Origin of the sequence: Snuella lapsa (assembly GCF_039539345.1) — a bacterium.
GTDB lineage: Bacteria > Bacteroidota > Bacteroidia > Flavobacteriales > Flavobacteriaceae > Snuella > Snuella lapsa.
Window position 1 is genome coordinate 91,766 of sequence record NZ_BAABCY010000035.1, and the last position, 24,129, is coordinate 115,894.

16 protein-coding genes are annotated in these 24,129 nt (G+C 34.9%); 10 read left to right on the forward strand and 6 right to left on the reverse strand.

Annotated elements, in window-relative coordinates; translation table 11 throughout:
* Window positions 1–55 precede the first annotated feature (55 nt).
* On the reverse strand, window positions 56–6,400 hold the full coding sequence (locus ABD792_RS07390) for an alpha-2-macroglobulin family protein (protein WP_345005242.1): 6,345 nt from the start codon (window positions 6,398–6,400) through the stop codon (window positions 56–58).
* A gap of 258 nt (window positions 6,401–6,658) precedes the next feature.
* Here ABD792_RS07390 and ABD792_RS07395 point away from each other — a divergent pair, with 258 nt between their 5' ends.
* Both ABD792_RS07395 and ABD792_RS07400 read left to right on the forward strand, forming a co-directional pair.
* The gene (locus ABD792_RS07395) at window positions 6,659–7,615 is read left to right on the forward strand and encodes a tetratricopeptide repeat protein (RefSeq protein ID WP_345005244.1); all 957 of its coding nucleotides are present in this window, start codon (window positions 6,659–6,661) and stop codon (window positions 7,613–7,615) included.
* 112 nt (window positions 7,616–7,727) lie between these two features.
* A complete protein-coding gene (locus ABD792_RS07400; RefSeq protein ID WP_345005245.1) occupies window positions 7,728–9,083 on the forward strand; it encodes a UDP-N-acetylmuramate--L-alanine ligase in 1,356 nt (451 codons plus the stop codon).
* Here ABD792_RS07400 and ABD792_RS07405 read toward each other — a convergent pair.
* Both ABD792_RS07405 and ABD792_RS07410 read right to left on the reverse strand, forming a co-directional pair.
* A complete protein-coding gene (locus ABD792_RS07405) occupies window positions 9,072–9,710 on the reverse strand; it encodes an MOSC domain-containing protein (protein ID WP_345005246.1) in 639 nt (212 codons plus the stop codon). The genes ABD792_RS07400 and ABD792_RS07405 overlap by 12 nt on opposite strands.
* 66 nt (window positions 9,711–9,776) lie before the next feature.
* A complete protein-coding gene (locus ABD792_RS07410) occupies window positions 9,777–10,226 on the reverse strand; it encodes a DUF1569 domain-containing protein (protein ID WP_345005247.1) in 450 nt (149 codons plus the stop codon).
* Between the two features lie 124 nt (window positions 10,227–10,350).
* Between ABD792_RS07410 and radC the strand changes: the two genes are divergently transcribed.
* From radC to ABD792_RS07440, 6 genes are read left to right on the forward strand one after another with little or no spacing between them, the layout of a single operon-like run.
* Window positions 10,351–11,049, forward strand: a complete 699-nt coding sequence (gene radC, locus ABD792_RS07415) for a RadC family protein (RefSeq protein WP_345005248.1) — start codon at window positions 10,351–10,353, stop codon at window positions 11,047–11,049.
* Window positions 11,050–11,106: 57 nt separating this feature from the next.
* Window positions 11,107–12,408, forward strand: a complete 1,302-nt coding sequence (locus ABD792_RS07420) for a polysaccharide deacetylase family protein (protein WP_345005249.1) — start codon at window positions 11,107–11,109, stop codon at window positions 12,406–12,408.
* Window positions 12,398–13,087 (forward strand): YjjG family noncanonical pyrimidine nucleotidase, encoded by a 690-nt coding sequence (locus ABD792_RS07425; protein ID WP_345005250.1) that lies wholly within the window; start codon window positions 12,398–12,400, stop codon window positions 13,085–13,087. Before ABD792_RS07420 ends, ABD792_RS07425 begins: the two co-directional genes overlap by 11 nt.
* Before the next feature lie 39 nt (window positions 13,088–13,126).
* Window positions 13,127–13,690 carry a hypothetical protein gene (locus ABD792_RS07430; RefSeq protein WP_345005252.1) on the forward strand — a complete coding sequence of 188 codons (564 nt, stop codon included), beginning with the start codon at window positions 13,127–13,129 and terminating at the stop codon, window positions 13,688–13,690.
* On the forward strand, window positions 13,687–15,099 hold the full coding sequence (locus ABD792_RS07435) for a DUF5723 family protein (protein ID WP_345005253.1): 1,413 nt from the start codon (window positions 13,687–13,689) through the stop codon (window positions 15,097–15,099). The genes ABD792_RS07430 and ABD792_RS07435 overlap by 4 nt, the downstream gene beginning before the upstream one ends.
* On the forward strand, window positions 15,089–15,928 hold the full coding sequence (locus ABD792_RS07440; protein WP_345005254.1) for a protein kinase family protein: 840 nt from the start codon (window positions 15,089–15,091) through the stop codon (window positions 15,926–15,928). Before ABD792_RS07435 ends, ABD792_RS07440 begins: the two co-directional genes overlap by 11 nt.
* 21 nt (window positions 15,929–15,949) lie before the next feature.
* Here ABD792_RS07440 and ABD792_RS07445 read toward each other — a convergent pair whose 3' ends face one another.
* Window positions 15,950–17,227, reverse strand: a complete 1,278-nt coding sequence (locus tag ABD792_RS07445; protein WP_345005255.1) for a replication-associated recombination protein A — start codon at window positions 17,225–17,227, stop codon at window positions 15,950–15,952.
* A gap of 284 nt (window positions 17,228–17,511) precedes the next feature.
* Here ABD792_RS07445 and ABD792_RS07450 point away from each other — a divergent pair, with 284 nt between their 5' ends.
* Complete coding sequence (locus ABD792_RS07450; RefSeq protein ID WP_345005256.1) at window positions 17,512–18,249, forward strand: rhomboid family intramembrane serine protease; 738 nt, start codon at window positions 17,512–17,514, stop codon at window positions 18,247–18,249.
* Between the two features lie 42 nt (window positions 18,250–18,291).
* Here ABD792_RS07450 and rlmB read toward each other — a convergent pair whose 3' ends face one another.
* Complete coding sequence (gene rlmB, locus ABD792_RS07455) at window positions 18,292–19,029, reverse strand: 23S rRNA (guanosine(2251)-2'-O)-methyltransferase RlmB (protein WP_345005257.1); 738 nt, start codon at window positions 19,027–19,029, stop codon at window positions 18,292–18,294.
* 141 nt (window positions 19,030–19,170) lie between these two features.
* Here rlmB and ABD792_RS07460 point away from each other — a divergent pair, with 141 nt between their 5' ends.
* A complete protein-coding gene (locus tag ABD792_RS07460) occupies window positions 19,171–23,121 on the forward strand; it encodes an FG-GAP-like repeat-containing protein (protein ID WP_345005258.1) in 3,951 nt (1,316 codons plus the stop codon).
* Between the two features lie 129 nt (window positions 23,122–23,250).
* Here the strand turns inward: ABD792_RS07460 and ABD792_RS07465 are convergent, their stop codons facing one another.
* Window positions 23,251–24,126, reverse strand: a complete 876-nt coding sequence (locus tag ABD792_RS07465) for a hypothetical protein (RefSeq protein WP_345005259.1) — start codon at window positions 24,124–24,126, stop codon at window positions 23,251–23,253.
* Window positions 24,127–24,129: the final 3 nt, after the last annotated feature.

Consider the following 24,129-nt stretch of genomic DNA (forward strand, 5'->3'; position numbering starts at 1 on the left):
TTAGGTTTCTTAAAGGTTCTCATTGACAGCAATAATAATTACTAAAATATCCTGTTTAATCAAGACTGTTAACAATAATCCTTTTTCCTTGACTATGGCTACTAAATTCGGGAGCGTACATACTCTGGATGGAGGTTATTCCATTGCTCATATTGCCTGCATTGTTAACGCGCAGATCGTATTCGAATACAAAAATACCTTTAGGCAAGTAATCGAAGAAGAAATTAGTAGCAGCATCCTTAGTACTTTCATAATACCCTAGACCATCTTGCCATTTGTATTGGGAAAGTACATTTACGGGCTCGAGGCCGCTGGCTCGCATATCCTTCATATGAACAAATTCCATGGATCTGTCATTTTGAAGTGTGATGCGAACAGTAATTAAGTCACCTATCTTCAAAGGAGTTTCTTTAGTAATTTCGGTAAGAGATTCCCCTTTGTCTGTATAGGTTTTGAGAAATAGTTCCTTATTGAGTTTTAACTGTGTTTCTGCAGTGCTTATTTTGTCTAGATCTTCAAAATACTGCCAGTACAAGGCTCCCCAAGCAATACCATTTCCCTTTTTGGTAAGAGTTACAGTTCCCATATTGGGTTTGATTTCGGAAGTATTCCAGCTGGTTTTGTAATATCCGGTTCCAGCCTCAACTTTTACACTTTCCAGTTTTGATGGATCTATTTTTTGATCGCCAATTGTAACGTCAACCATTTCGGTTACATTTAGCCAGTCGCTGCCCTGAAGTAATAGCGCATAGATGGCATCTGTTGTGGCTTTCGTAGTTTTCCAGCGATTGGTTTGCTTATTCTTAAGCAGCCATATTTTTAGATTGTCTATAGTTTCCGTATTGTTTTCAATTTCTGAAAAGGTTTCAATCAATAGCGCTTGCGTTTCAATAGGTGCTTGATACCAGAACCAAGAACTGCTGTTCTCTTTCCAGTACATACCTAGTTCATCTGAAGTAATGCTCGTTTCTTTTAGGGATCTTAAAATTTTTGAAGCTGTTAGTTTGTCGTCCATTCTGTTTGTGATTAAGGCCATTAAACCTTTGGCGTATAATGAACGGGATAACCAATAATTTTGGATTTGTGAAAGGTAGTATTTTGAAATCTCCCTTACTTCTTTCGATTTTTTTATTTTAGGGAAAAAACTGCGCATATATAGGTAATGCAGTTGTGTATAACTTAAATGGTCTTTGGTTAAATCTACTTTGGCGTTGTATTTCCTAATGTTTTTGTATTCCCTAACAAATTCGGCATCCAAGTAGTTGATAGCTTTTTCAATAATTTCAGACATAGTGTTGGCATTCGATGTAACTCCTAGTTTAAGTAAATGTCCGTAACCTGTAATGATATGCTGGGTGATGTATCGGTTTTCCCTGCCTCCTTGAAACCAAGGCCAGGCGCCGGAAGCCATTTGATTGTTCTTTAATTTACGGAGGGCTGATTCTAGTTCGTTATGCATTTTATTCAGATCGAATAATAAGGCAATTCGTTTTTTCTGTTCTGTTTCGCTTTGCGCATCCCGTAACCAAGGGGTTTCCTGTATTAAAAGTTGTTTTAACTCCTGATTCTTCTCAAGGTTGCTAATTAATACATCTTGGGTGGCCCATTGCTTGAATACATCTTGAATTTTGGGATTGCTGTTTGCTATATGACTGGCAAGGGCATTGGCATAGTAACGTGAAAAGGTTTGCTCGTTACAGTCATACGGGTATTCCATTAAATAGGGAAGTGCTTGTACTGCATGCCATGCTGGATTAGAAGTCATTTCCAGGGTAAGTTTATGGTGTTTAAGCGTTGATGAGGTATTGGTTTTGAGCTTGTCCAGAGTAAAGGTTCTGGCTTCATTGCTTTTTATCCACATGGGCAAGGTTTCGGTTACGAGCATGCGATTGGTAAGTACGGGTAAAATATTTTGCTCACCATCACTAAAATTACCTGACTTGGCAATTACTTTGTATTGCACTACTTGTATATTGTCTGGGATAGTTAATTGCCAGGCGATTTGGGTGTTGTCTTTTGCTGTAACTGAAAAGGTTTTGTTATTTGTAATATTTTTCAGTTTGGCATCTATAGGCTCACCAGAAAGCGCATCGAACAGCAGTAAAGTTGCATGGCCAGACAGGGTTTTGTCTGTTAGGTTTGTAATTTTGGAACTAATGCTTATTTGATCTCCTTGACGTAAAAAACGCGGTGCATTAGGAATTACCATAAGCTCTTTTTGTGTAACTGTAGTTAGAGCTTTCATGCTGCTTTCTAAGGTTTTTGTATGGGCCAGTAATTGCAGTTTCCATTGGGTGAGTGCCTCGGGTGTAGTAAAGCTAAAACTAACATTGCCGTTTTCATCGGTGTGTAACTGTGGAAAGAAAAAAGCGGTCTCTTTCAGGTTTTTACGGATTTGAACATTGTTGAAGTCTGGTGTGTCTTTAATGTTTTTGCTATTTATGGAATCTTTAACTACTTCTATGCCAGTAACCTTTCCTGATAAAGGAAGTGAAGCATCTTCTTCCTCAAGAATAGCCTCAGCTTGTACAGAAGTGACAGCTCCCACTACTGTACTTTTTCGTTGTGCGCCATACCCAACAACGACAACTTCTTCAAGACTATGATTGTCTTCAACCAAAGAAATATTAAAATGGTTATTATTACCTACTTTAATTTCCTGCGTACTATAGCCTATATAGCTAATTTGAAGTTTGTCATTTTTATTGGCTTTAATAGAGAAGTTGCCATCAAAATCTGTTGTGGTTCCAGCGGTACTACCTATTACCAATACATTAACACCAGGAAAGGGGTTTCCATTTTCATCGTAAATACTACCTGAAACGTAGCCTTCTTTAATTTTGGAATCAAAGGTTGATTTAACATTTATTTTAAGGGAGTTTAAGTAACGCTTGTAAGTCCAATAATTATTGTTAAAGCTAAATCCAAACCAATTCAGTTCATCATACAGTTGTAGTGGATAGCTAAAAACAGGATGAAAGTCATACACTCTAAAACGATGTGTTCCGAAACTTTGTCTGGCATTACTTCTATAATATGAATAGTAGATAGGTTTGTAAATGGGGTTAAAGTTCCAGTTGTGGAATTTGAATTGATCCAATGAGGCATCATACATACTAGCTAATAGTTCTGCACTTACTTTATTTCCCTGAGGTCCTTTAATTTTAAAACGCCACGTTTCATCTTGACCGAGTTGCAATTTGTCACGAAACGTTAGGGTTTCAATTTCTAATTCGGTTTTAGGGTGGGGCACGGAAATAGCTTGTGTGCCGGATTGAAAATCGTTAAATGCTGAAAAACTGTAATGGACGACAAAGCCTCCAATATCTTGATTGGTAACAGGAACACTTATAGATTTCTTATTGTTGTTTAATTGAATAATATCTGTTTTTACGGTCTTACGATCTTTTTCAACGTTAACGGTAACAATTAAATTATCAGCAGCTGATGCAAGTGTTATTATCGCCGTATCACCGACTTTGTAATTTGATTTGTCGGTAGTGATACTAAACAATTGCTGATCGGCTAAGGTTTCATCGGTGTTGGCGTAGAGTGTGGTTTTTATCTCATCTTTAACCTCTTGTCCAAAACGATCATTACTTTTAAGAGTTATAATATATTTACCTGAAACCCATTTTTTGAGTTTACCTAATTTTATTTCTTTGGAATTCTTGGTGTCAAATTCAGTTTCAAAAACCAGATTGCCTTTTTCCCAGTTTTCGGGTTTGTGCTCGTTATTATAAGCATCGTGGGGGAATAGTTTTTTAAAGGTGTCTTTAGATATTTCCTGATAGTCGGGAGCTTGCCAGGGGCGCTGCCTCAATACTGTTTCAGGTCCTTTTAATTTGTATATTTTAACAGAACCTTTGGCTGGGACAAATTCGCCGTTAAGATTTTTGGTGTCTATGCTTAGGGTATGATCCTTTTTTGTTTTGTCTAGTACACTATCTACAGATAGTGCTGCAACTAGAGTATGATAGCCAACTTTAACAATAGTCGTGGTGCTTCTCGTCTCTCCATTAAGATCGGTAACGTTGGCTGTAATCTCATAATTAAAAATCGGCAGGCTGCTTTTGTCGACACTTTGGTCGGGAAGGGCTTTAAATTTAATTTCATATTCCCCTTTATTGTTGGTTGTTGTTTCTCCATGGCTTATTTCCTGTGGTTCACTGGAAAACCAAGGGCAATTCCAAAAATACCATCGGGGATATTGTACTTTTCTGTGCACACGATATACTACTTTGGCATTGGTAATCGTGCTACCTGCATAAGCTAAGGCGCTACCCTTTACGGTGACTGTATCGTTTGCTTTAAAGGTTTCGGTTACTTGATCGAATTTTGTTTCAAATTTAGGGCGCTTGTATTCCTCAACAGAGAAATAATGGCGATCACGTATGGTGCCTCTGGTTGCATAGATTTCAATGTAGTATTGCCCATTTAGCCCGGTGTTGGGAAGTATGAATTCACCAGCAACAGAACCATATTCGTTTGACTCAAAATCAAGTTCAGAAATCATTTCCCCGTTAGCATTGTATAGGGAGGTAAAAATGGTTTCGTTTAAAACAGGACTGGATCTTTCTTTATCCTTTTTTATGATAATCCCCTTAAAATATACGGTTTGACCAGGGCGGTAAATACTCCTGTCTGTAAATAAAAAGCTTTTATAGGAGGTTTTTTCTTTAGGCGTATTGTAATATGGGTTTACATAAAAGTTGCCAAAATAGGCAACGTCTTTTCCATGGTTTACTTTAGCCGCGATGTTGTACCTGTCCTTATTTTTTACGATTTTAATCTCTCCATTGTTATTTGTGGTGAAATTTTCATATTGAGTACTTCTGCTATTGTTTTCCTTGAAACTTAGTTCAACCAGAGCATTTTTTATTGGAGCCCCATTATTTCTATCAATTATTTGGAAGATCTTATGTCTTCTGTTTTCGAATTCAACTAAAGCTAGGTTAGTAACCTGAATATTACTAAAAGCAAAGGATTCTTCATTATTTTTAATAGTTGTAAGGATCAAGTATATACCATTGTTAAGTTTTGGTATTACAATTTCGGTAGTATGGCTCTGGAAGTCATTTTCGTTGCGAAGCTTACTGTACCATTGGGTTGTAGCTTCCAATTTTTTTATAAAGGCCAATTGCTCATCTTTTCTATAGATTTTATTGAATTTTTCAAATTCCTTTTTACTTATGTTAAAAACTGTAAAGTTTAGTGAGTCTAAATTTTTATACCTTACCAACAAACGTCCGTGTTGTTGAACGGGAAGAAAGGCTTCTGTAGTAATTTGAACAGTTTGCTGTCCGATTTGCTGTTTTAAAATAGCGCATTTTTCGGCTGCCCTGCTCTTAGGAAATTTTGAAATAACAGTATTACAAATATCATAGGCTTCTTTAGCCTTCCATCGAAGGGTTTCATTCGTTTGGGGATTGTATTCCTGACTTTTGCCAAAATATAAAGATGCGATTTCAAAATTGTATAACCCTGAGGCTTCATGCTGTTTTATATTTTGAGCTTCTGCTTTGAGCGTTTCTGTTAAAATGGTCCCACTATTCTTAAATGTAGCATGCTCCTTTACAAATTTTAAGCGTTCAATATTAATTTCGGTCAGACCAAAAAGTGATGTGTCTTTTAAATGGAATTTTATAAGGTTTTGATAGATTTTTAAAGCATGTAATTGAAGGGAAGTTGTATCTTTAGAATTGATAGTTAACAAGGAAAATGTCTTGGAATCGCCTAATAGATCGGGGTTGTCAATTTCAAATTTATAGGCGGGCTTTGTAATACTGTTTTCGTTGGTTTTATAGAATTCTAAGGCATTATGACTTAAAAAATCGTAAAGTGTTGGTCTATAAATTTTAGAGTCCTTTTGGGTTTCGAGTATAGCATCGTAGGTCTCTAAAGGTTCTAATTGAAGTAAAAGCCCGTTTTGTAATGCGTTTTGGTAATGCCTATGGATGGTTTCAAATAATGTTTGCAGATCCCAGGTTCTAAAATCGTCTGTAGTTGTTTCAATTTTGGTGCGGTTATAGAATTTCCATCTATTTTGTTTAAAATATTGCCAGTATAAGTTGGCAAGTAAATTTTCCAGAATATTTTTTTGGGGGAAGTTGCTTTTGGCTATTTCAGCTTTGAAATCCTCTATAATGTTTAGTTGTGCCTCTTCTTCTAAAACTAATGCAAACTTACTTTTATACAGCATTACTTTTATTTGTTGCGGCGCATTATTGTCTTGTGTTGCCTGTTTTGAAATATTGGTAACTATTTTTAATGCCGATTTAGGCAATCCGTCCATTTCAAATTGTTCTACCTGTTCCCATAGTTTTTTGTAGTCCGGTGTTTGGGCATGGGAAACATTGGTAATAAGAATAATAGCTAGTATGGGTAGTAAGTGTTTCATATGAGATGATCGTATTATTGGTTTATGCTATTCAAAAGCCATTCCAAAATACGATAAATGTGCGATAAGTTTTATTCGGTGATCGAGATTTTAATGCTCAAGGTTCTTCTATTGGAGTTAAAAGGTTTTCTGAATATGACTCTTAGGTTTGACCTAAGAGATTGTTTGCATTTGGTAAATCTAAGTTGGAATGGTTATAGTTTGAATGTATTAATTTGTAGAATGAAAGTTTAATTTTGTAGTTTCGACGTAATCATTATGAGTAAATTTTTCTACTTCTTTTTATTGCCTATTGCGCTTTTGGGACAGACAGAGTTTAATACGGTCGATTTGCTGTTTCAAAAAAAGCAATTTGTTGATGCAGAAATTGAGCTGAAAAAGATTTTGAAGAACGATCCAAATAATTTAGAAACAATTGAATTATTAGGAGATGCTTATGGATATCAAAAAAAGTGGGATGAGGCAATAGTACAGTATAAGCGCTTGGTTGGTGTCAAACCAAGCGAGGCAAATTATCATTATAAGTACGGAGGCGTTTTGGGAATGAAAGCTCTTGCCGTTAGTAAGTTACAGGCTTTAGGTATTATAGGCGATGTAAAAGCAGCATTTTTAAAAGCGGCCGAGCTTGACAAAAATCATATCGATACCCGTTGGGCTCTTGTGGAATTGTATATGCAGTTACCCGGTATATTGGGAGGCAGTAAAAAGAAATCGCTTGAATATGCCAATGAACTGGAAGCATTATCAAAGGTTGACGGTTACCTAGCAAAAGGGTATATCTATGAGTATGATAATGAGCCCGAATTAGCCGAAACCTATTATAAAAGGGCAATACGCGTTGGAGGTTCTTTAACTTGTTTCAATAAACTTATTCGTTTTTACGAAAAAAACGAATTGCCCGATAGAGCGATAAAAACGATTGAAGATGCTCAGAAAAGGCATCAGCGTAATACATTACATTATCAAATAGGTAAGGTGTCAGCCGAATATAAAGTTGAGTTACAAAAGGGCGAGCGGTGTTTGCATACATATCTTGATAACTATACCATTGCAGATGGTGTTCCCAAAGCTTGGGCTTATTATAGGTTGGCACAGATACATAAACACAAGAAAAATAAACCAAAGGCAATAAAATACATTGATTTGGCACTAGCCGAACTTCCCGAAGAATCTCCTTTTATAGAAGAAAAAGAAAATATTTTAAAGCTTGATTAATGTTTAGGGTGTCCAATAGGTCACAAATACATGAGGTGTTCATAATAGTCCAAAAACATTCGTGTATTATTTGTGAAAAAAGTATATTTGGTTTTTCTTCAAAAAACAATACATGAACGTACATTTTATAGCTATAGGTGGAGCAGCAATGCATAATTTAGCTTTGGCATTACATAATAAAGGATACAACGTAACAGGAAGCGACGATACGATTTTTGAGCCATCAAAGTCAAGATTGGAAGCAAAAGGATTGTTACCGGAAACCTTTGGTTGGTTTCCTGAAAAGATTTCAGTAAATCTTGATGCTATTGTTTTGGGGATGCATGCCAAAGCCGATAATCCTGAATTGTTAAAGGCTCAGGAATTGGGAGTTAAGATTTATAGTTATCCAGAGTTTTTGTATGAGCAAGCTAAAAATAAAACGCGGGTAGTTATTGGGGGAAGCCATGGAAAAACCACTATAACTTCCATGATTTTACATGTAATGAACTATCATGATATAGAAGTCGATTATATGGTAGGGGCGCAGTTGGAAGGTTTTGATGTGATGGTAAAGCTTACCGAGGATAATGATTTTATTGTATTGGAAGGAGACGAATATTTAAGTTCCCCTATTGATAGGCGTCCCAAGTTTCATTTGTATAAGCCTAATATTGCGTTGTTAAGTGGTATTGCCTGGGATCATATTAATGTATTTCCAACATTTGAAGATTATGTAGAGCAATTTAAGATTTTTGTCGATAGCATTGTTAAAGGCGGGAGTATTAACTATAATGAAGAAGATCCCGAAGTAGTTAACGTGGTAACCTCAAGTGAAAATCCAATTAGAAAAATACCATATTTTACACCAGAATATACAGTTGAGAATGGTGAAACACTGTTGGAAACACCAGAGGGTGCTATGCCTATTGACGTTTTTGGTAGGCACAATCTTAATAATTTGGCCGGAGCCAAATGGATTTGTCAGCATATGGGGGTTGATGAAGATGATTTTTATGAAGCCATTGCTACATTTAAAGGAGCGAGCAAGCGTTTAGAGAAAATAGCAGAAAGTAATAGTAGTGTTGCCTATAAGGATTTTGCACATTCACCTAGTAAGGTACAAGCAACCACAGGAGCGTTAAAAGAACAATACCCAAATAAGAAATTGATAGCCTGTTTAGAATTGCATACTTATAGTAGTTTAACGGCAACTTTTCTAAAGGAATACAAGAACACATTGAATGCAGCAGATGAGGCTGTGGTATTTTATTCACCTCATGCCGTTGAAATTAAAAAACTTGATGCCGTTACACATGAGCAGATTGCGCAAGCTTTTGGTCGCAAAGGCTTGGTTATTTATACTGATCCTAACGAATTTAAAAACTATTTGTTCTCTCAAAATTTTGAGAATAAGGCTTTGTTGCTAATGAGTTCTGGGAATTATGGCGGATTGGATTTTGAAGAAGTAAAAGAGCTAATTAAATAAAAAGCTTTTTAATTTGTCTCTTTTATGTTGAGGTAAAGCTTTATTTGACATCGCTATTTCTATAAGAGTCTTATCTTTTCTTTTAGAAAAGAATAGGTGAAATAACTGGGCTACAGAAAGACTTTTTTTCATACGTTCCACTAAGGTTATCGAATCGCCAGTGTTTACATGGCCTTCCTCTAATATACTTACATAGGTTCCAGGGCGTCCATGTGCTATGAATTGTTTTAAAATTTCTTGGGAACCAAATTTAGCTCCCAACTTAAAACAAGGTTCCCTGGGTTGTGAAACCTGAACTAGGGCATTGCCCATTTTATAAATATCACCAACATGAATTTTAGTTTCATCAAGTCCTACAACCGTTAAGTTTTCGCCAAACATACCCCAGTTCCAATTTAAGTTAGGGTAAAGTCCTTTCCAGTAAGGGTAATGATCTGAAGAGAATAGATAGCACGCCTTGTAATAGCCACCATGTACTTTAGTATCGCATACAAAATCATTATTAACACCTTCTTTGCCTAAAAATATAGGGGAGTCAATGGGAGTTTTAAAAATACCAGAAGTTACTTCCTTACCTTGCCATACAAATGTCTGGGGAATTGCGATATTGGTAGATGCTATGTGCATAAGTTAAAAATAGTTTTGTAGTAATGAGTTTAATGCTATAGTTAAAGATTGTGTTTTCTCTTTGGCTTAAACGCCAAATTGCCTTAAATGATGATCCAGATGTTTGTATTGCATTTGTCCCCGTTGCTCATGGGTAAAATCTCCACAAATAGGATGCGATGGCCAATTGGGATCGTCTTTTTTAGCATAAAAGGCATTGATTAGTTCGATTAGTTTGTTTTTCTCTTCTAAAAAATTCCTTTTGTCAACAATCCTATATTCTCTAGAAGTTGGTAAATTATGTTTCCAAGGTTTGTCATTATAAAGAGATGCCTTATAAAATGAAAACAAAATCTTCATGATAAAATTAGGCTTTTTAAGGTTTTGTTTACCTAAAGTAACGTTTAATGGTCCCAAGCAATGCGCTAACATTTGTGCAACATTCATCTTTCCCCATAGCGGCTGTGAGTTTTCGGTTAATGCTTCAATACGACTTAAAATATCTTGGTGTACTTGTGTTTCATATAAAGATTTCATAAATAAACATTTCAGAAAATTTTTAACCAATGAATAAATCTAAGAATCTCTAAAACGAATTAAGATCTAGAAATTCTTTTCGATTTAAATTGCCTGATAAATTTACAATATTTATATTTATAAAATGTATGAAAAATCTTCATCTTTTAGTATAAAAAATTGGTCGTTAGACGACCGGCCTCGTGAAAAACTACTCAATAAAGGAAGAGGAACATTAAGTGATGCCGAGCTGGTTGCTATATTAATCGGCTCAGGAAATAAGGAAGAGAGCGCGGTTGCCTTAGCAAAACGTATACTTGCTAATGCTAGTAATAACCTAAGTGAGTTGGGTAAGTTGTCTGTTGAGCAATTAATGGCGTTTAAAGGTATTGGCGAAGCCAAAGCCATTGCTATTGCTGCAGCTTTAGAGTTAGGACGCAGGCGCAGGGGAGAAGAAGCCTTGAAAAAGAAAAAAATAAGTTCAAGTTTATCTGTTTTTGAGCTAATGCAACCTTTAGTAGGCGAATTGCAACATGAAGAATTTTGGATTATATATTTGAACAATTCAAATAGAGTTATTCAAAAATACCAATTAAGTAAAGGCGGTATAACTGGTACCTTGGTAGATGTCCGTTTAGTTCTAAAAAATGCTTTAATGCTAGGGGCAACTAGCCTTATTTTAGTGCATAATCACCCGTCTGGTGCGCTAAATCCCAGTGTTGCCGATAAGCAATTGACCACAAAATTGAAAACAGCAGCACAAAGTTTGGATATAAAAGTATTGGATCACTTAATTGTTACAGAAAAAGCATATTTTAGTTTCGCCGATGAATCACTATTGTGAAAAGTGTCAAATTCCATATTGGTGATTTGAAATTTAAAGATTGATTTTTTACTTTATATGCTCTTAGTTTATACGCACCATATTACACCGAGAATAAAATATGTTTTTAAGCATATTTGTACCAGAGTATTGGGTATTGAGGTTTCTTTTACAACCAAGATAGAGGCGTTTATTGCCCATGACAGCTTAAAAATGTCTTACACCAAACAGTCGCTAGGCAGCGAATTTTTTATAAAGAGTCATGATATTTTGTTTGAACAAGGTTTGTCGGATGTCGATATCCATATTCATGATTGGGAAGATACCAAGTGCTTTTTCTTTAATGGGGAAAAGAGTTCTATGCCATTTGATATTTTTGCAGCAGCCTTTTATTTGTTGTCAAGATACGAAGAGTATTTGCCACAGGTTAAAGATGATTATGGCCGTTTTGTTGCAACCGAAAGTATAGCGTATAAATATGGCTTTTTACATCAACCAGTAGTAGATATATGGGCATATAAGTTTAAAGTAGCCTTGCAGCAACAATATCCAGAATTTGAGTTTCCAGTAAGGAAGTATTCTATAAAACCAATTATAGATGTTCCCAGTGCCTATAATTTTAAGCTCAAGGGAATTATGCGTACGTTGGGGGGGACTTTAAAAGATTTATTTGAGTTCAAGTTTAAAAGACTTTATACCCGATATATGGTATTATTTGGTCTAAAACACGATCCCTATGATACGTTTAGGTATATTATTAACAAGCAAAAACAGAGCCACTATAAGTTTTTGTTCTTTTTTTTAATTGGCGATTATTCTACTTACGATAAGGGAATAAATGCAAACAAAAAACATTTTATTTCACTTATAAAACATGTAGCCGATTATTGCAGTGTTGGTTTAAAGACATCTTTTTTTGCAATTGAAGACATAGCAGTTTTAAAAAAAGAAAAACGACGCATGGAAGCTATTTTAAATACTTCGCTTAGAGCTTCTAGACAATCGTTTTCAAAGCTTAATTTACCAGAGTCCTATAGAAACCTTATTGAATTGGAAATCCAAGAGGATTATACTATGGGCTATGTAAATTATGTTGGATTCCGAGCAGGTTCATGTACTCCCTTTTTGTTTTACGATTTGGATTATGAAGTACAAACACCCTTAAAGATTAATTCATACCATCTTATGGATTACAGTTTGTTAAAAACGCAATCATTGCTAGATAAGAAGAAGGTGGTGAATGAGTTGATTAGTGAAATAAAAAAGGTTGATGGTGAGTTTGTGCCAGTATTTCATAATTACACTTTTAGTGATGCGAATCGTTGGAAAGGTTTTAAAGAATTGTTTAATATTATTTTAGATTCGGTAAATGAAGCTTAAGGGTATTACAGATGTTTTTTTTGATCTTGATCATACCTTATGGGATTTTGATAAGAACTCGGCGTTGGCATTTAAAAAGATTTTTAAGTTGCGTGAATTACCTATAGACTTGAGCACATTTTTAGCGCATTATATAGTTATTAACGCACAATATTGGAAACGCTATAGAGATGAAAAAATAGACCATGAAACTCTACGGATAGGGCGTTTAAACGATACGTTTAAAGCTATAGGTTTTTCCATAGATGAAGCTTTGGTATATCAAATTTCCATAGATTATATAGTACATCTTACAACATATAACCATTTGTTTAAGAATACCATTCTTATTCTGGATTATCTAAGTATTAAATACAGATTGCATATAATAAGTAATGGCGCAAGCGACATACAACATAAAAAATTAAGGAATGCCAATATTAGTCATTATTTTAAGACCGTTACCAATGCAGAAATGGCGAGTGTTAAAAAGCCAAATCCTAAAATTTTTGAGTTTGCTTTAAAGGCCGCTAATGCTAATGTTGCACAAAGTATTATGATTGGCGATGGTTTTGAAGCCGATATAGAGGGAGCCATGAATGTTGGCATGGATGTGATCTATTTCGATCCAAAGAACCAAAAAAAGAATGTTGAGATAAAACAGATTGATAATCTCATCCATTTAAAAAAATATTTGTAAAATGTACAATTTTGAAAATCTTTACGTTTAAGTTTAGGCATGTTAAAGCAAATTTTTAAGTATACCATTCTAAGTGTCATTTTCATCTTTGCTATTTGTTCGTGTACCAAAGATGTGGATTTTGACCAGATTGACGATTTTGAAATTTTTCCGGTATTGGAATCCAGTTTGGTGCACTTAAATGAACCAGCAAGCAGGTTTTATATAGATGGTTATGAGGTCGCCGTTATTCAAGATTCGGTTAGTATTGATGTTTTTAATAATCAGTTTGCAATCGATAACTTAATAAAGGCCGAGCTTGTATTGGAAATGACCAATTCAATAAATAGAGGACTTGATGTACAAGTCGATTTTTTTGATGCAGCAAATCAGCTAAGGCATACTTTTTCCGTGTCTGTAGAGCCCTCTCCAAATAATGAAGAAATAGTCTCACAGCATACTGAGGTTTTTGAAGGAAACAGTTTGATAGCTTTAAAGCAAACAACCAAATTAGTATTAACATTAAGAACACGATCTGGTAGTCCCATCAATGAAAATACACCTGGTAGGATAGGCCTGAAATCAAAGGGTGTTTTTTATTTAAAAATAGACAATTCTATATGAGAAAGGCAATTTGGTTGTTTTTATGTATAACGGGATTTACCTTTTCTCAAAATAAGCAAGTACTTTATGGGTTTTCAGAAATACCACAAGCGCTCATGCTTAATCCTGGAGGTGAGGTAAAGAACAATTGGTACTTTGGTATTCCATTGTTGTCCCATATTCATACTAGTGTAGGAATATCGGGAAGTACTGTTTATGATGTTTTTGCTGATGATGGCGTAGATTTTAATACTAAGCTCCGTAACGCTATATACAGTATGAGGTCTAACGATTTTTTTAGTGCTAATCAACAATTAGAAATTTTCTCTGGGGGTTTTGCTTATGGAACTAGTTATAATAAAAACAAGTACATAAGTTTTGGTATGTATCAAGAGTTTGATTTTATAACCTATTTCCCAAAAGATTATGCTATTCTGGCTTACGAAGGCAATCAAAATAATATTAACAGGCGTTTTAATGCTGGTCATGCCAGTGCTAGTGCAGAAGTTATTTCTGTATTACATGTGGGGTACAATAAAAAAGTAAATAGAGCATTTTCATTTGGTGTTAGGGGTAAAATATATTCAAACATACTTAATATAGCGACCACTAAAAACAAAGGCTATTTTGTTACTGAATATGGTGAGAACAATTTTTATAACCATATATTTAATTTGGATTTGGAACTTAGAACGTCGGGGCTGTCGAGTTTAACAGATGATGATGCAGATTCGGATGCAGTAGCTAGAGCATTAAAAAAGCGAGCACTGTTTGGAGGTGATCTTGGCTTGGGGTTTGATATAGGTTTTTCCCATAAATTGTCAAAACAATGGACTGTAGATGGAAGTCTGTTAGATATTGGTTTTATAAGTCATAGTAAAGATGTTGAAAACTATAAAATAGCGGGTAGCTATGCATTTGAAGGCGCCAATCCTATTTTTCCAGAAACCGGATCCGGACAAACGGCAGAGGAATACTGGAATGAAATTGAAGATGAGTTCGAAGCGTTATTTAATGTAGATACTACCGCTAAAAAATACATAACCTGGAGACCTATAAAAATGAATGCTTCCCTAAATTATGCATTTGGAGAAAAAAGAAGTGAGGAATGTAACTGTTTAAAAGAAGATGTTGGATATCTTAATGCTGTAGGGGTACAGTTGTATGCGATAAACAGACCTAAACAGCCGCAAATGGCTCTAACCGCATACTATTACAGGAGGTTGTTTAAAGGGTTGCGAGCTAAGGCAACATATACCATAGACTCCTATTCGTTTAATAACGTAGGCTTGGGGCTTTCAGTACATATTGGTGCAGTTAATTTTTATCTTATGGCAGATAATTTTATACAATATAAAAACATATATGATGCACAAAGTGTATCTTTACAGTTAGGGTTTAACTATATATTTAATAAAAATGAAGACTAGATTTTTTTTGGTGTTAATAACACTTTTCATGGTTTCAAGCACATTCTCTCAAGTAAATTTAAATGATTACAAATATGTGATAGTGCCAAATAAATTTGATTTCTTAAAAGAAAAGAATCAATATCAATTAAATGCATTGGCTCAATTTTTATTTAGGAAATATGGTTTTAATGCACTAATGGAGGGAGATGGATACCCAGAAGATATGGTACTTAATAGGTGTTTGACCTTAAAATCGGATGTGATAAAGGATTCTGGACTTTTTAAAACGAAGTTAACCGTAGAATTGAAAGATTGTAATGATCGTGTTGTTTATACATCCGAAATAGGGGAAAGTAGAGAAAAAGAGTATGCAAAGGCTTATAATGAAGCGTTAAGGGAGGCTTTTAAATCCTTAGAAACACTTAATTATGAATACCAGCCAAAGAAAACGAATGTTGTGGCTGTACAAGCGGTTGAAACCAAAGCAGAAGTATCAAAAGAGATAGCAACATTAAAAGAAGAAATAGCATCCTTAAAAAGAGAGAAACAAGCTGAAGTTAAGGAAACAAAAGTAGCTGTGGTTCCTGTTAAAACGGTTAAAAGTGAAGAATCTAATGTAAAAGAAAGTGTGTCTGGCGGTGTATTATATGCACAAGTTATTGAAAATGGATTTCAATTAGTGGACAGCACACCTAAAGTGATTTACAGGATTTTGAAAACTGGACTAGAAAATACATTTTTGGTTGAAAACAAACAAGCCATTGTTTATAAAAAGGGAAACCTATGGGTTCTGGAATACTATGCTAACAGTGCTTTAAAGATGGAAGAACTCAATATTAAGTTTTAGTGAGCTATTGAAGGCAAACGGTTAATATCCATACTTGTCTTTCCAACGCTGTTTCAAAAATTCACGATGGGCATTTTCACGAGCATTGTTGCCTGGGTCGTAAAGTTTAGTGTTTTTTATGTTCTCGGGTAAAAACTCTTGATTGGCAAAATTTAGGTCATAGTTATGGGCATATTTATAATTTTCGCCATAACCTAATTCTTTCATCAATTTTGTTGGTGCATTTCTAATTTCTAAAGGAACCGATAAGTCTCCAGTTTGTCTTACCAATTGCTGCGCTGTATTTATAGCTTTGTATGCTGCATTGCTCTTAGGGGAACAAGCCAAATACGTAGCACATTGGCTAAGTACTATTCTGGATTCAGGATAGCCAATAGCAGATACAGCTTGAAAGGTATTGTTTGCAATTACCAAGGCAGTTGGGTTAGCGTTACCTATGTCTTCACTGGCTAAGATAAGTAATCGGCGTGCTATAAATTTAACATCTTCACCCCCTTCAACCATGCGTGCTAACCAATACACAGCAGCATTGGGATCGCTTCCTCGTATCGATTTAATAAAAGCAGATATAATATCGTAATGCTGTTCTCCCGTTTTATCGTAGCGTACCGTATTGTTTTGGACCTTATCTAGAACCATGTCGTCAGTTATAACAATATCATCGCTACCGAGGGCATTGACAATAAGTTCAAATACATTAAGTAGTTTTCTGCCATCACCACCTGAAATTCTTAATAAAGCATTTGTTTCTTTTAATATTATATTCTTTTTAGAAAGATATTCATCTTTTTCGATGGCACGTTCTAAAAGAGTTTCTAAATCAGTCTTATCAAAGGCATTCAGAATATAAACCTGGCAGCGTGATAAAAGAGCAGGAATTACTTCAAAACTTGGATTTTCGGTAGTAGCCCCAATAAGTGTAATCCAACCTTTTTCTACGGCTTGTAACAAAGAATCTTGTTGTGATTTACTGAACCTATGAATCTCATCAATAAATAAGATGGGATTTTTAGTAGTAAATAATCCTCCACTTTGTTTGGCTTTGTCAATAACATCACGAACATCTTTAACGCCCGAATTTATGGCACTTAGGGTGTAAAATGGTCGACCAGATTCTGCTGCTATAATATTGGCAAGTGTAGTTTTTCCAGTGCCGGGTGGACCCCAAAATAACATAGATGGAATTAGACCCTGTTTAATGTGTTGTGTTAATGAACCATTTGCCCCAACCAAATGTGTTTGACTTACATAATCTGTTAATGTTTTGGGTCTTAAACGTTCTGCTAAAGGTTCATTCATAATGTAAAATTAAACTATTTATTACAGTGATGATAAGGAATCTTAAAAAAGAATTTAAGCTTAAAATGAATATCTGTTATGTGTCATGATGCAAAAAAACAGTGTTTGGAGATTCCGGCGAAAGGAGTGATGTATTTGATATTCAAAGTGTTATTGATTTATGTGAGCTCTGTTCTGAATGAAACAATGCGTAAATCATTACTAATAGCGGATATTCAAAAAGTTTAAATGTGACAATATAACATCAAAATAAACTATGGATTATAATTTGATATCTTTATGTTATGGAAAAAAGAGAACATTTTAAATTTTCTACAGGCGTAGTTGTATACCCAGTACTTTTCATACTTATTATTTGGATTGTGTTTTGGTTTGAGGTACGCTTCGGTTTTAATTTTAGTAAGTATGGTATATATCCATTGTCCGCTAAAGGACTACGTGGCATTATCTTGAGTCCATTTATCCATGGAGACATCAGCCATATTTATCATAATACAATACCTCTTTTTGTACTCTCTATGGCCTTGTTTTATTTTTATAGGCATATTGCTTGGAAAATTATTCTTTATGGTATTTTGATATCTGGATTTTTAACATGGTGCATAGGAAGACCTTCTTATCATATTGGAGCAAGCGGACTGATTTATATATTGGTAAGTTTTACGTTTTTTAAAGGCGTTTTTGCTAAACATTACAGGTTAATAGCTTTATCCTTGTTGGTTGTTTTTCTATATGGTAGCATGATATGGTATACTATGCCTGTTGAAGAAGGAATCTCTTGGGAAGGACATTTGTCAGGGATGATTACAGGATTGTTATTTGCGCTAATTTTCAGAAAAGAAATAGCTAAACCTAAGAAGTTTGATTGGGAACATGAAGACTATAATGAAGAGGACGATCCTTTTTTGAAGCATTTCGATGCAGATGGTAACTTTATTGAAACAATTGATGAAGTAGGGGTAGAGGAGAACCAAACAATTGTGAATTACACATTTAAGATAGATAAAGAAAATAAAGAGTAAAGAAAGACGGTTATCCTATACTTCAAAGAAAGACAATTTAGCCTAGTCTAAACGTTGACGTACAGCTTCATATAAAAATGCTCCACATGCTACCGAAACATTAAGCGACTCTATCTCACCCAGTAGTGGAAGTTTGGCTTTAGCATCTACTACTTTTAAAATAGACGGATTAATACCTCTGGCTTCGGACCCCATAATGATGGCGCAAGGTTCTTTAAAAGATACATCGAAAAGCGTATTATTCGTTTTTTCGGTGGCAGCAATTACTTTGATGCCCGATGCTTGCATGTAGAATACAGCGTCTTTTATATGGTCTACTTTGCAAATAGGTACTTTAAACACTGCACCGGCACTGGTTTTAATGGTATCGCCATTAACGGGAGCACCGCCTTTTTTCTGGATAATAATGCCGTCTACCCCTGTGCATTCGGCAGTTCTAATAATAGCACCAAAATTGCGAACATCACTTAGTTGATCTAATAGCAGGAACAAAGGCGTTTTCCCAGACTCCATAACGTTCAAAACCAATGTCTCTAAGTTATGAAAAGCGATAGGGGATATTTGTGCAACTGCTCCTTGGTGGTTCTTTTTAGTTAAGCGATTGAGTTTTTCAACAGGAACATAAGATTTATTAATACTATTTCTGTTAATAAGCGATTCCAACTCTTTAAACAGCTCACCTTGTAACCCTTTTTGAAGAAATACTTTGTCTATTGTTTCGCCTGCATTTATGGCTTCTATAATGGCACGAATACCAAAAATTTGTGTTTGATCTTGCATGGGGTAAAGATATAAAAGTTACCATTATAAAATTTAAATTATCTAAAGCGATAATTAGTTCAATGGACATTTTCTATTTTTTAACCCAAAAGAGGGTCTATTATTTTTTGTAAATTTATAGAAAAGTTAATCTACATGTTATTGAAAAAAAACACTAAATATTTTATTTTATTATTAGCAATTTTAGTAATCAATGTCGTAAATGGCCAGATTAATTTTATAGATAGGGCAGAAAGCTCAGGTTTGGGTATATCTTGTGGAACAACTTATCTAGGTAATGGAGTGTCCTTTTATGATTATAACAAAGATGGCTATGATGATTTAACCTTTGCAACTGAAGATGGACAAAACATACGGTTTTTTAAAAATACGGGTAGCAATGGTTTTATTGAAGAACATCTTAATATTTCTGAATTAAACTATCAAACTAAACAAGTTAATTGGGTAGATATAGATAACGACGGAGATAAAGATTTATATGTTACGAGTGATACGAATGGAAATAGATTATTTGTAAATGATGGCAATTTAAACTTTATTGACATTACGAATTTTTCAGGTTTGCCCGAGCAAAATATATTCACTTATGGAGCATCTTGGGGGGATTATAACAATGATGGTTACTTAGATGTTTTTATTTGTAGTTTTGATTCTAATAAAGCAATTCCAAATTTTCTTTATAAAAATAATGGTGATAACACATTTACTAATGTAAGTGAATCTGCTGGTATAAGTTCTTTAGGGCATTTGTCTTTTTGTGCAGCTTTTTTAGATTATAATAACGACGGTTGGCAAGATATTTATATATCTAATGATAGGATTTTTAATCCTAATATTTTATACAAGAATAACGGCGATGGTACGTTTACTGATAAAAGTCAGGAATCTAAATCAGATATAAGGATAGACGCAATGTCCGTAACCATTGATGACTTTGATAACGACGGTTGGTTTGATATATATGTAACTAATTCTCCTGATGATGGCAATGTTTTTTTAAGAAATAATGGAAATGGCACTTTTACCGATATAGCTCCATCCACTGGAACCAAAGTTTTTGGTGTTTGTTGGGGAGCAGTTTTCCTGGATGCTGAAAATGATAAAGATTTAGACTTGTACGTTAGTAGTTCGTTAAACGGGACTTCAGTTTATAATTCCTCTGTTTTTTTTGAGAATTTAGGCGATAATAAATTTCAAAGTGATATAAATGTAGGGTTTTTTAATGACAATAAGCCCAGTCATTCAAATGCAATTGGAGATGTAAATAATGATGGTTTATACGATATTATTGTGTCTAATACGGATGATGAGTTTATTAATCTTTGGATGAACGAATCTGTTACTAACAATAATTGGTTAAGGATAGAGTTAGAAGGAACTGTAAGTAACCGAGATGGAATAGGATCGGTAATAGAGATTTCTGCAAACGGTACAAAACAATACCGTTATACGTTGTGTGGAGAAGGGTATTTATCTCAAAACTCGTCATCCGAAATATTTGGAGTTGGGAGTGATACTTTAGTAGATTATGTTAAAGTAAAATGGTTAAGTGGTATTGAAGACTATTATTATAACGTTGATGTTAACCAATCACTAACTTTAAAAGAAGGTACAGGCAGTACGATTATCCCAGTATATGGATGTAAAAATCCTAATTCATGCAATTTTAACCCCAATGCAACTATTGATGATGGTTCGTGTGTTTTTGCTGAGTCAGGGGTTATTCTTGGAAAGTCTAATTCTATTCCGCTGAGAACAGAGAAATATACTCATAGTTTAACTGGCAGAGAAGCATACTTTTGGACGGTTGTGAATGGAGAAATTCTTGATGGACAAGGTACAAATACAATTAGTGTTAAGTGGGATATAGCCTCTAAAGGTGTTGTTTCGGTTGTTAATAAGAATGATAATTGCATGTCTAATGCTGTTTCTTTAGAGGTGCCCTTATCTATAAATTTGCGTTTAGAAGATGCTAATTATTCTGTAGCAAGATTATGGAACGAACTATTGCTGGAAGCTATAAGGACAGATTATGCAAGACCTACAGTTCATGCTCGAAATTTGTTTCATACAAGTATCGCAATGTATGATTCGTGGGCCATTTATAATAAGAATAATGAAGCTTATTTAATTGGTAAGGATTTACATGGTTTTATTTGTGACTTTGATGGCTTTTCACATTCTGTAGATTATCAGGTTTCTGATGCAGTTAATAAAACTTTAAGTTTTGCTGTTTATAGGTTGTTAGAGCACAGGTTTAGAAAATCTCCAAACTGGGAAACTATTTCAAAACGCTTAGATGAGTTAATGGAGCTACTAGGTTATGATATTAATTATAATTCTATTGACTATTCAAATGGAGAACCTGCTGCTTTAGGCAATTTTATTGGAGCTAAAATAATTGAATATGGACTTCAAGATGGTTCGAATGAATTAAATGGGTATACCAACGAATATTATTTTCCTGTAAATGAGTCTTTAGCTCCAATTGTTAGTGGCAACGAAACCATTTCTAACCCTAATAGATGGCAACCACTTTCATTAGATGTGTATATTGATCAAAGTGGGAATATAGTGTCTCCTACTAATTCTGTTCCAGAATTTTTGAGTCCAGAATGGGGTAATACGCTTCCTTTTTCTTTGAAGCAGAAAGATTTGAGTATTTATTCTCGAAATTCAAACAGTTATAGAGTATACCATGACCCTGGAGCACCTCCTTTTATAGATGCAGAAGATGCTTCTTTATCTAATGTGTACAAGTGGGGGTTTTCTTTGGTTTCCATTTGGAGTTCTCATCTGTCTCCTAATGATGGTGTAATGTGGGATATATCTCCGAAATCTATAGGTAACATAGCATCAAGTTCTTTTCCTAATGATTTTTATGCTTATAAAGATTTTTATAACCAGATTGAAGGAGGAGATATTGGTAATGGCCACAATTTAAATCCAATCACAAATCAAGCTTATGTCGAGCAAATAGTGCCTAGAGGAGACTATACTAGGGTTCTGGCTGAATTCTGGGCTGATGGCCCCGACTCAGAAACCCCTCCAGGGCATTGGTTTGTTTTGTTAAATTATATTAATGACCACCCATTAATTCAAAAGAAATTCGAAGGGAACGGTTCTGTTTTAAGTGATATTGAATGGGAAGTAAAGTCCTATTTTATATTGGGAGGAGCTATGCATGATGCTGCTATTGCTGCATGGGGTATTAAGGGTTGGTATGACTATATACGTCCTATTTCTGCTATTAGATACATGGCAGGTAAAGGTCAAAGCTCTGAAACAAATATGGATAATTTTGATATTGATGGTATGCCTTTAATGGATGGATTTGTTGAGGTAGTTGGTGAAGAAGACTCTTTGGCAGGAGATAATGGTGAAAATGTAGGTAAGATTAAACTATATGCTTGGAGAGGTCATAGTTATATTCAAGATGCAGAAACAGATGAAGCTGGTGTTGGTTGGATTCTTGCTGAAAATTGGTGGCCGTACCAACGTCCATCATTTGTTACTCCTCCGTTTGCTGGCTATGTTTCTGGACACTCAACTTATTCGAGAGCTGCTGCCGAAATACTTACTAGGTTAACAGGTTCTCCATTTTTTCCGGGAGGACTTGGAGAGTTTCATGCAAATAAAAATGAGTTTTTAGTTTTTGAAGAAGGACCTAGTCAAGATATAATATTACAATGGGCTACTTATAGAGATGCGTCAGATCAATGTAGCCTTTCAAGAATATGGGGAGGCATCCATCCACCAATGGATGATATTCCTGGTAGAATAATAGGAGAGAAAATAGGGGTAGAGACATTTAATTTTGCAAAAAAATATTTTGATAATCAAAACGAAAAAGAAATTGAGATGGTTGCATATCCTAACCCTGTGGGTAATTCCGATCAATTGTTTATTAATAACACTGATGAAGGAATGGCGTTTGAATTATTTAATTTACAAGGAAAGAACTTGCCTATAGATTACGAGTTTAATAAATCAAACCATCAAACTAAGATAAGGTTTGTTGGCAGTTTGTCAACAGGAATTTACATTTTAAGGACAGAAGGGAGATTTTGGAAAATAGCATTAATGAATTAATTAGCTTAACCTTGTTTGACTTAAAAAATTAAAGGGCTAGCAGATTAACAATTTGGGTAAAGTAAGTCTATAAAACACGAAAGGCGACTATTTTTTAGTCGCCTTTCTTTATGTGTTAATATCCAATTTTTATGGACTTGTGTACTCAGGACATGTTCCAGGCTCAGGCCCAAAAGGTCCAAACTCTACTCCATCAGGGTTGGTAATGGTGTAAACATGTTCTTCTTCCCATGATCCACTTGTGTAAGAAATACGTAAAACTCCTGTTCCAGAAGGAACATTGAACACATGTGTTGCAGCGTCAGTGGCTGGAATTGTGTAGTCTGTTGTGGATCCATCTATTTCAACAGTAACAAATGCACCGTCCCATCCATCTCCAAACAAATCTGTCATGTCTATGGTCCAATCACCAGATATCGGGTTATTGTTAGGAGGACAAGGGATGGCAAAACTAAATTCAAATGCATTTCTATAGCCTGTCTCGTCTAAAAGATCACTACTATTATTACCTCCTTTTACTCCGTCTTCTTCAGTAAAAGTTTGTCTGTCATTGCCTTTGTAAACAATTCCCTTGTCATTTACAGCAGTTCCAGTAAAAGAAAAGGTGTCAGCAAAACCAACGTCTGCAATGTCAAACCCTAAAGCACTTGCTAAATCAGACATAGTAATAGTTAAATTAGCAGGAAATGAGGTAACAGTTTCTCCAAATGCTACAGGGCCGTATTCTTCGCCTGCAACCATTGCAGAAGCTTCAATACTGTAGCTGGCTACATTTCCATCGGGTGCTTCAAGAACGTTAGTTACTGTAATGTTAGCAGCTTCAGCTAAACTTGCTATGTTCACAACTGTTGGGAAGGGAGTTTCAAATCTCACAAAGCCTCCCAATTCGAAAACGTTAAAAATATCCTTATCTTCATCTTCACATGAGAAAAGGGTAATACTAAAAACAGCGAGTAAACATGCCATAGCTGTAATAGTATAATTTAAAAAAGCTATTTTTTTCATAAT

What these genes read in the sequence shown, in the direction of transcription:
- ABD792_RS07440 (WP_345005254.1), top strand. Translation starts at nt 15,089, where the DNA reads ATGAAGACTAGATTTTTTTTGGTGTTAATAACACTTTTCATGGTTTCA.
- rlmB (WP_345005257.1), bottom strand. Translation starts at nt 19,029, where the DNA reads ATGCAAGATCAAACACAAATTTTTGGTATTCGTGCCATTATAGAAGCC.
- ABD792_RS07405 (WP_345005246.1), bottom strand. Translation starts at nt 9,710, where the DNA reads ATGCACATAGCATCTACCAATATCGCAATTCCCCAGACATTTGTATGG.
- ABD792_RS07435 (WP_345005253.1), top strand. Translation starts at nt 13,687, where the DNA reads ATGAGAAAGGCAATTTGGTTGTTTTTATGTATAACGGGATTTACCTTT.
- ABD792_RS07425 (WP_345005250.1), top strand. Translation starts at nt 12,398, where the DNA reads ATGAAGCTTAAGGGTATTACAGATGTTTTTTTTGATCTTGATCATACC.
- ABD792_RS07465 (WP_345005259.1), bottom strand. Translation starts at nt 24,126, where the DNA reads ATGAAAAAAATAGCTTTTTTAAATTATACTATTACAGCTATGGCATGT.
- radC (WP_345005248.1), top strand. Translation starts at nt 10,351, where the DNA reads ATGTATGAAAAATCTTCATCTTTTAGTATAAAAAATTGGTCGTTAGAC.
- ABD792_RS07410 (WP_345005247.1), bottom strand. Translation starts at nt 10,226, where the DNA reads ATGAAATCTTTATATGAAACACAAGTACACCAAGATATTTTAAGTCGT.
- ABD792_RS07420 (WP_345005249.1), top strand. Translation starts at nt 11,107, where the DNA reads ATGCTCTTAGTTTATACGCACCATATTACACCGAGAATAAAATATGTT.
- ABD792_RS07400 (WP_345005245.1), top strand. Translation starts at nt 7,728, where the DNA reads ATGAACGTACATTTTATAGCTATAGGTGGAGCAGCAATGCATAATTTA.
- ABD792_RS07430 (WP_345005252.1), top strand. Translation starts at nt 13,127, where the DNA reads ATGTTAAAGCAAATTTTTAAGTATACCATTCTAAGTGTCATTTTCATC.
- ABD792_RS07445 (WP_345005255.1), bottom strand. Translation starts at nt 17,227, where the DNA reads ATGAATGAACCTTTAGCAGAACGTTTAAGACCCAAAACATTAACAGAT.
- ABD792_RS07450 (WP_345005256.1), top strand. Translation starts at nt 17,512, where the DNA reads ATGGAAAAAAGAGAACATTTTAAATTTTCTACAGGCGTAGTTGTATAC.
- ABD792_RS07395 (WP_345005244.1), top strand. Translation starts at nt 6,659, where the DNA reads ATGAGTAAATTTTTCTACTTCTTTTTATTGCCTATTGCGCTTTTGGGA.
- ABD792_RS07390 (WP_345005242.1), bottom strand. Translation starts at nt 6,400, where the DNA reads ATGAAACACTTACTACCCATACTAGCTATTATTCTTATTACCAATGTT.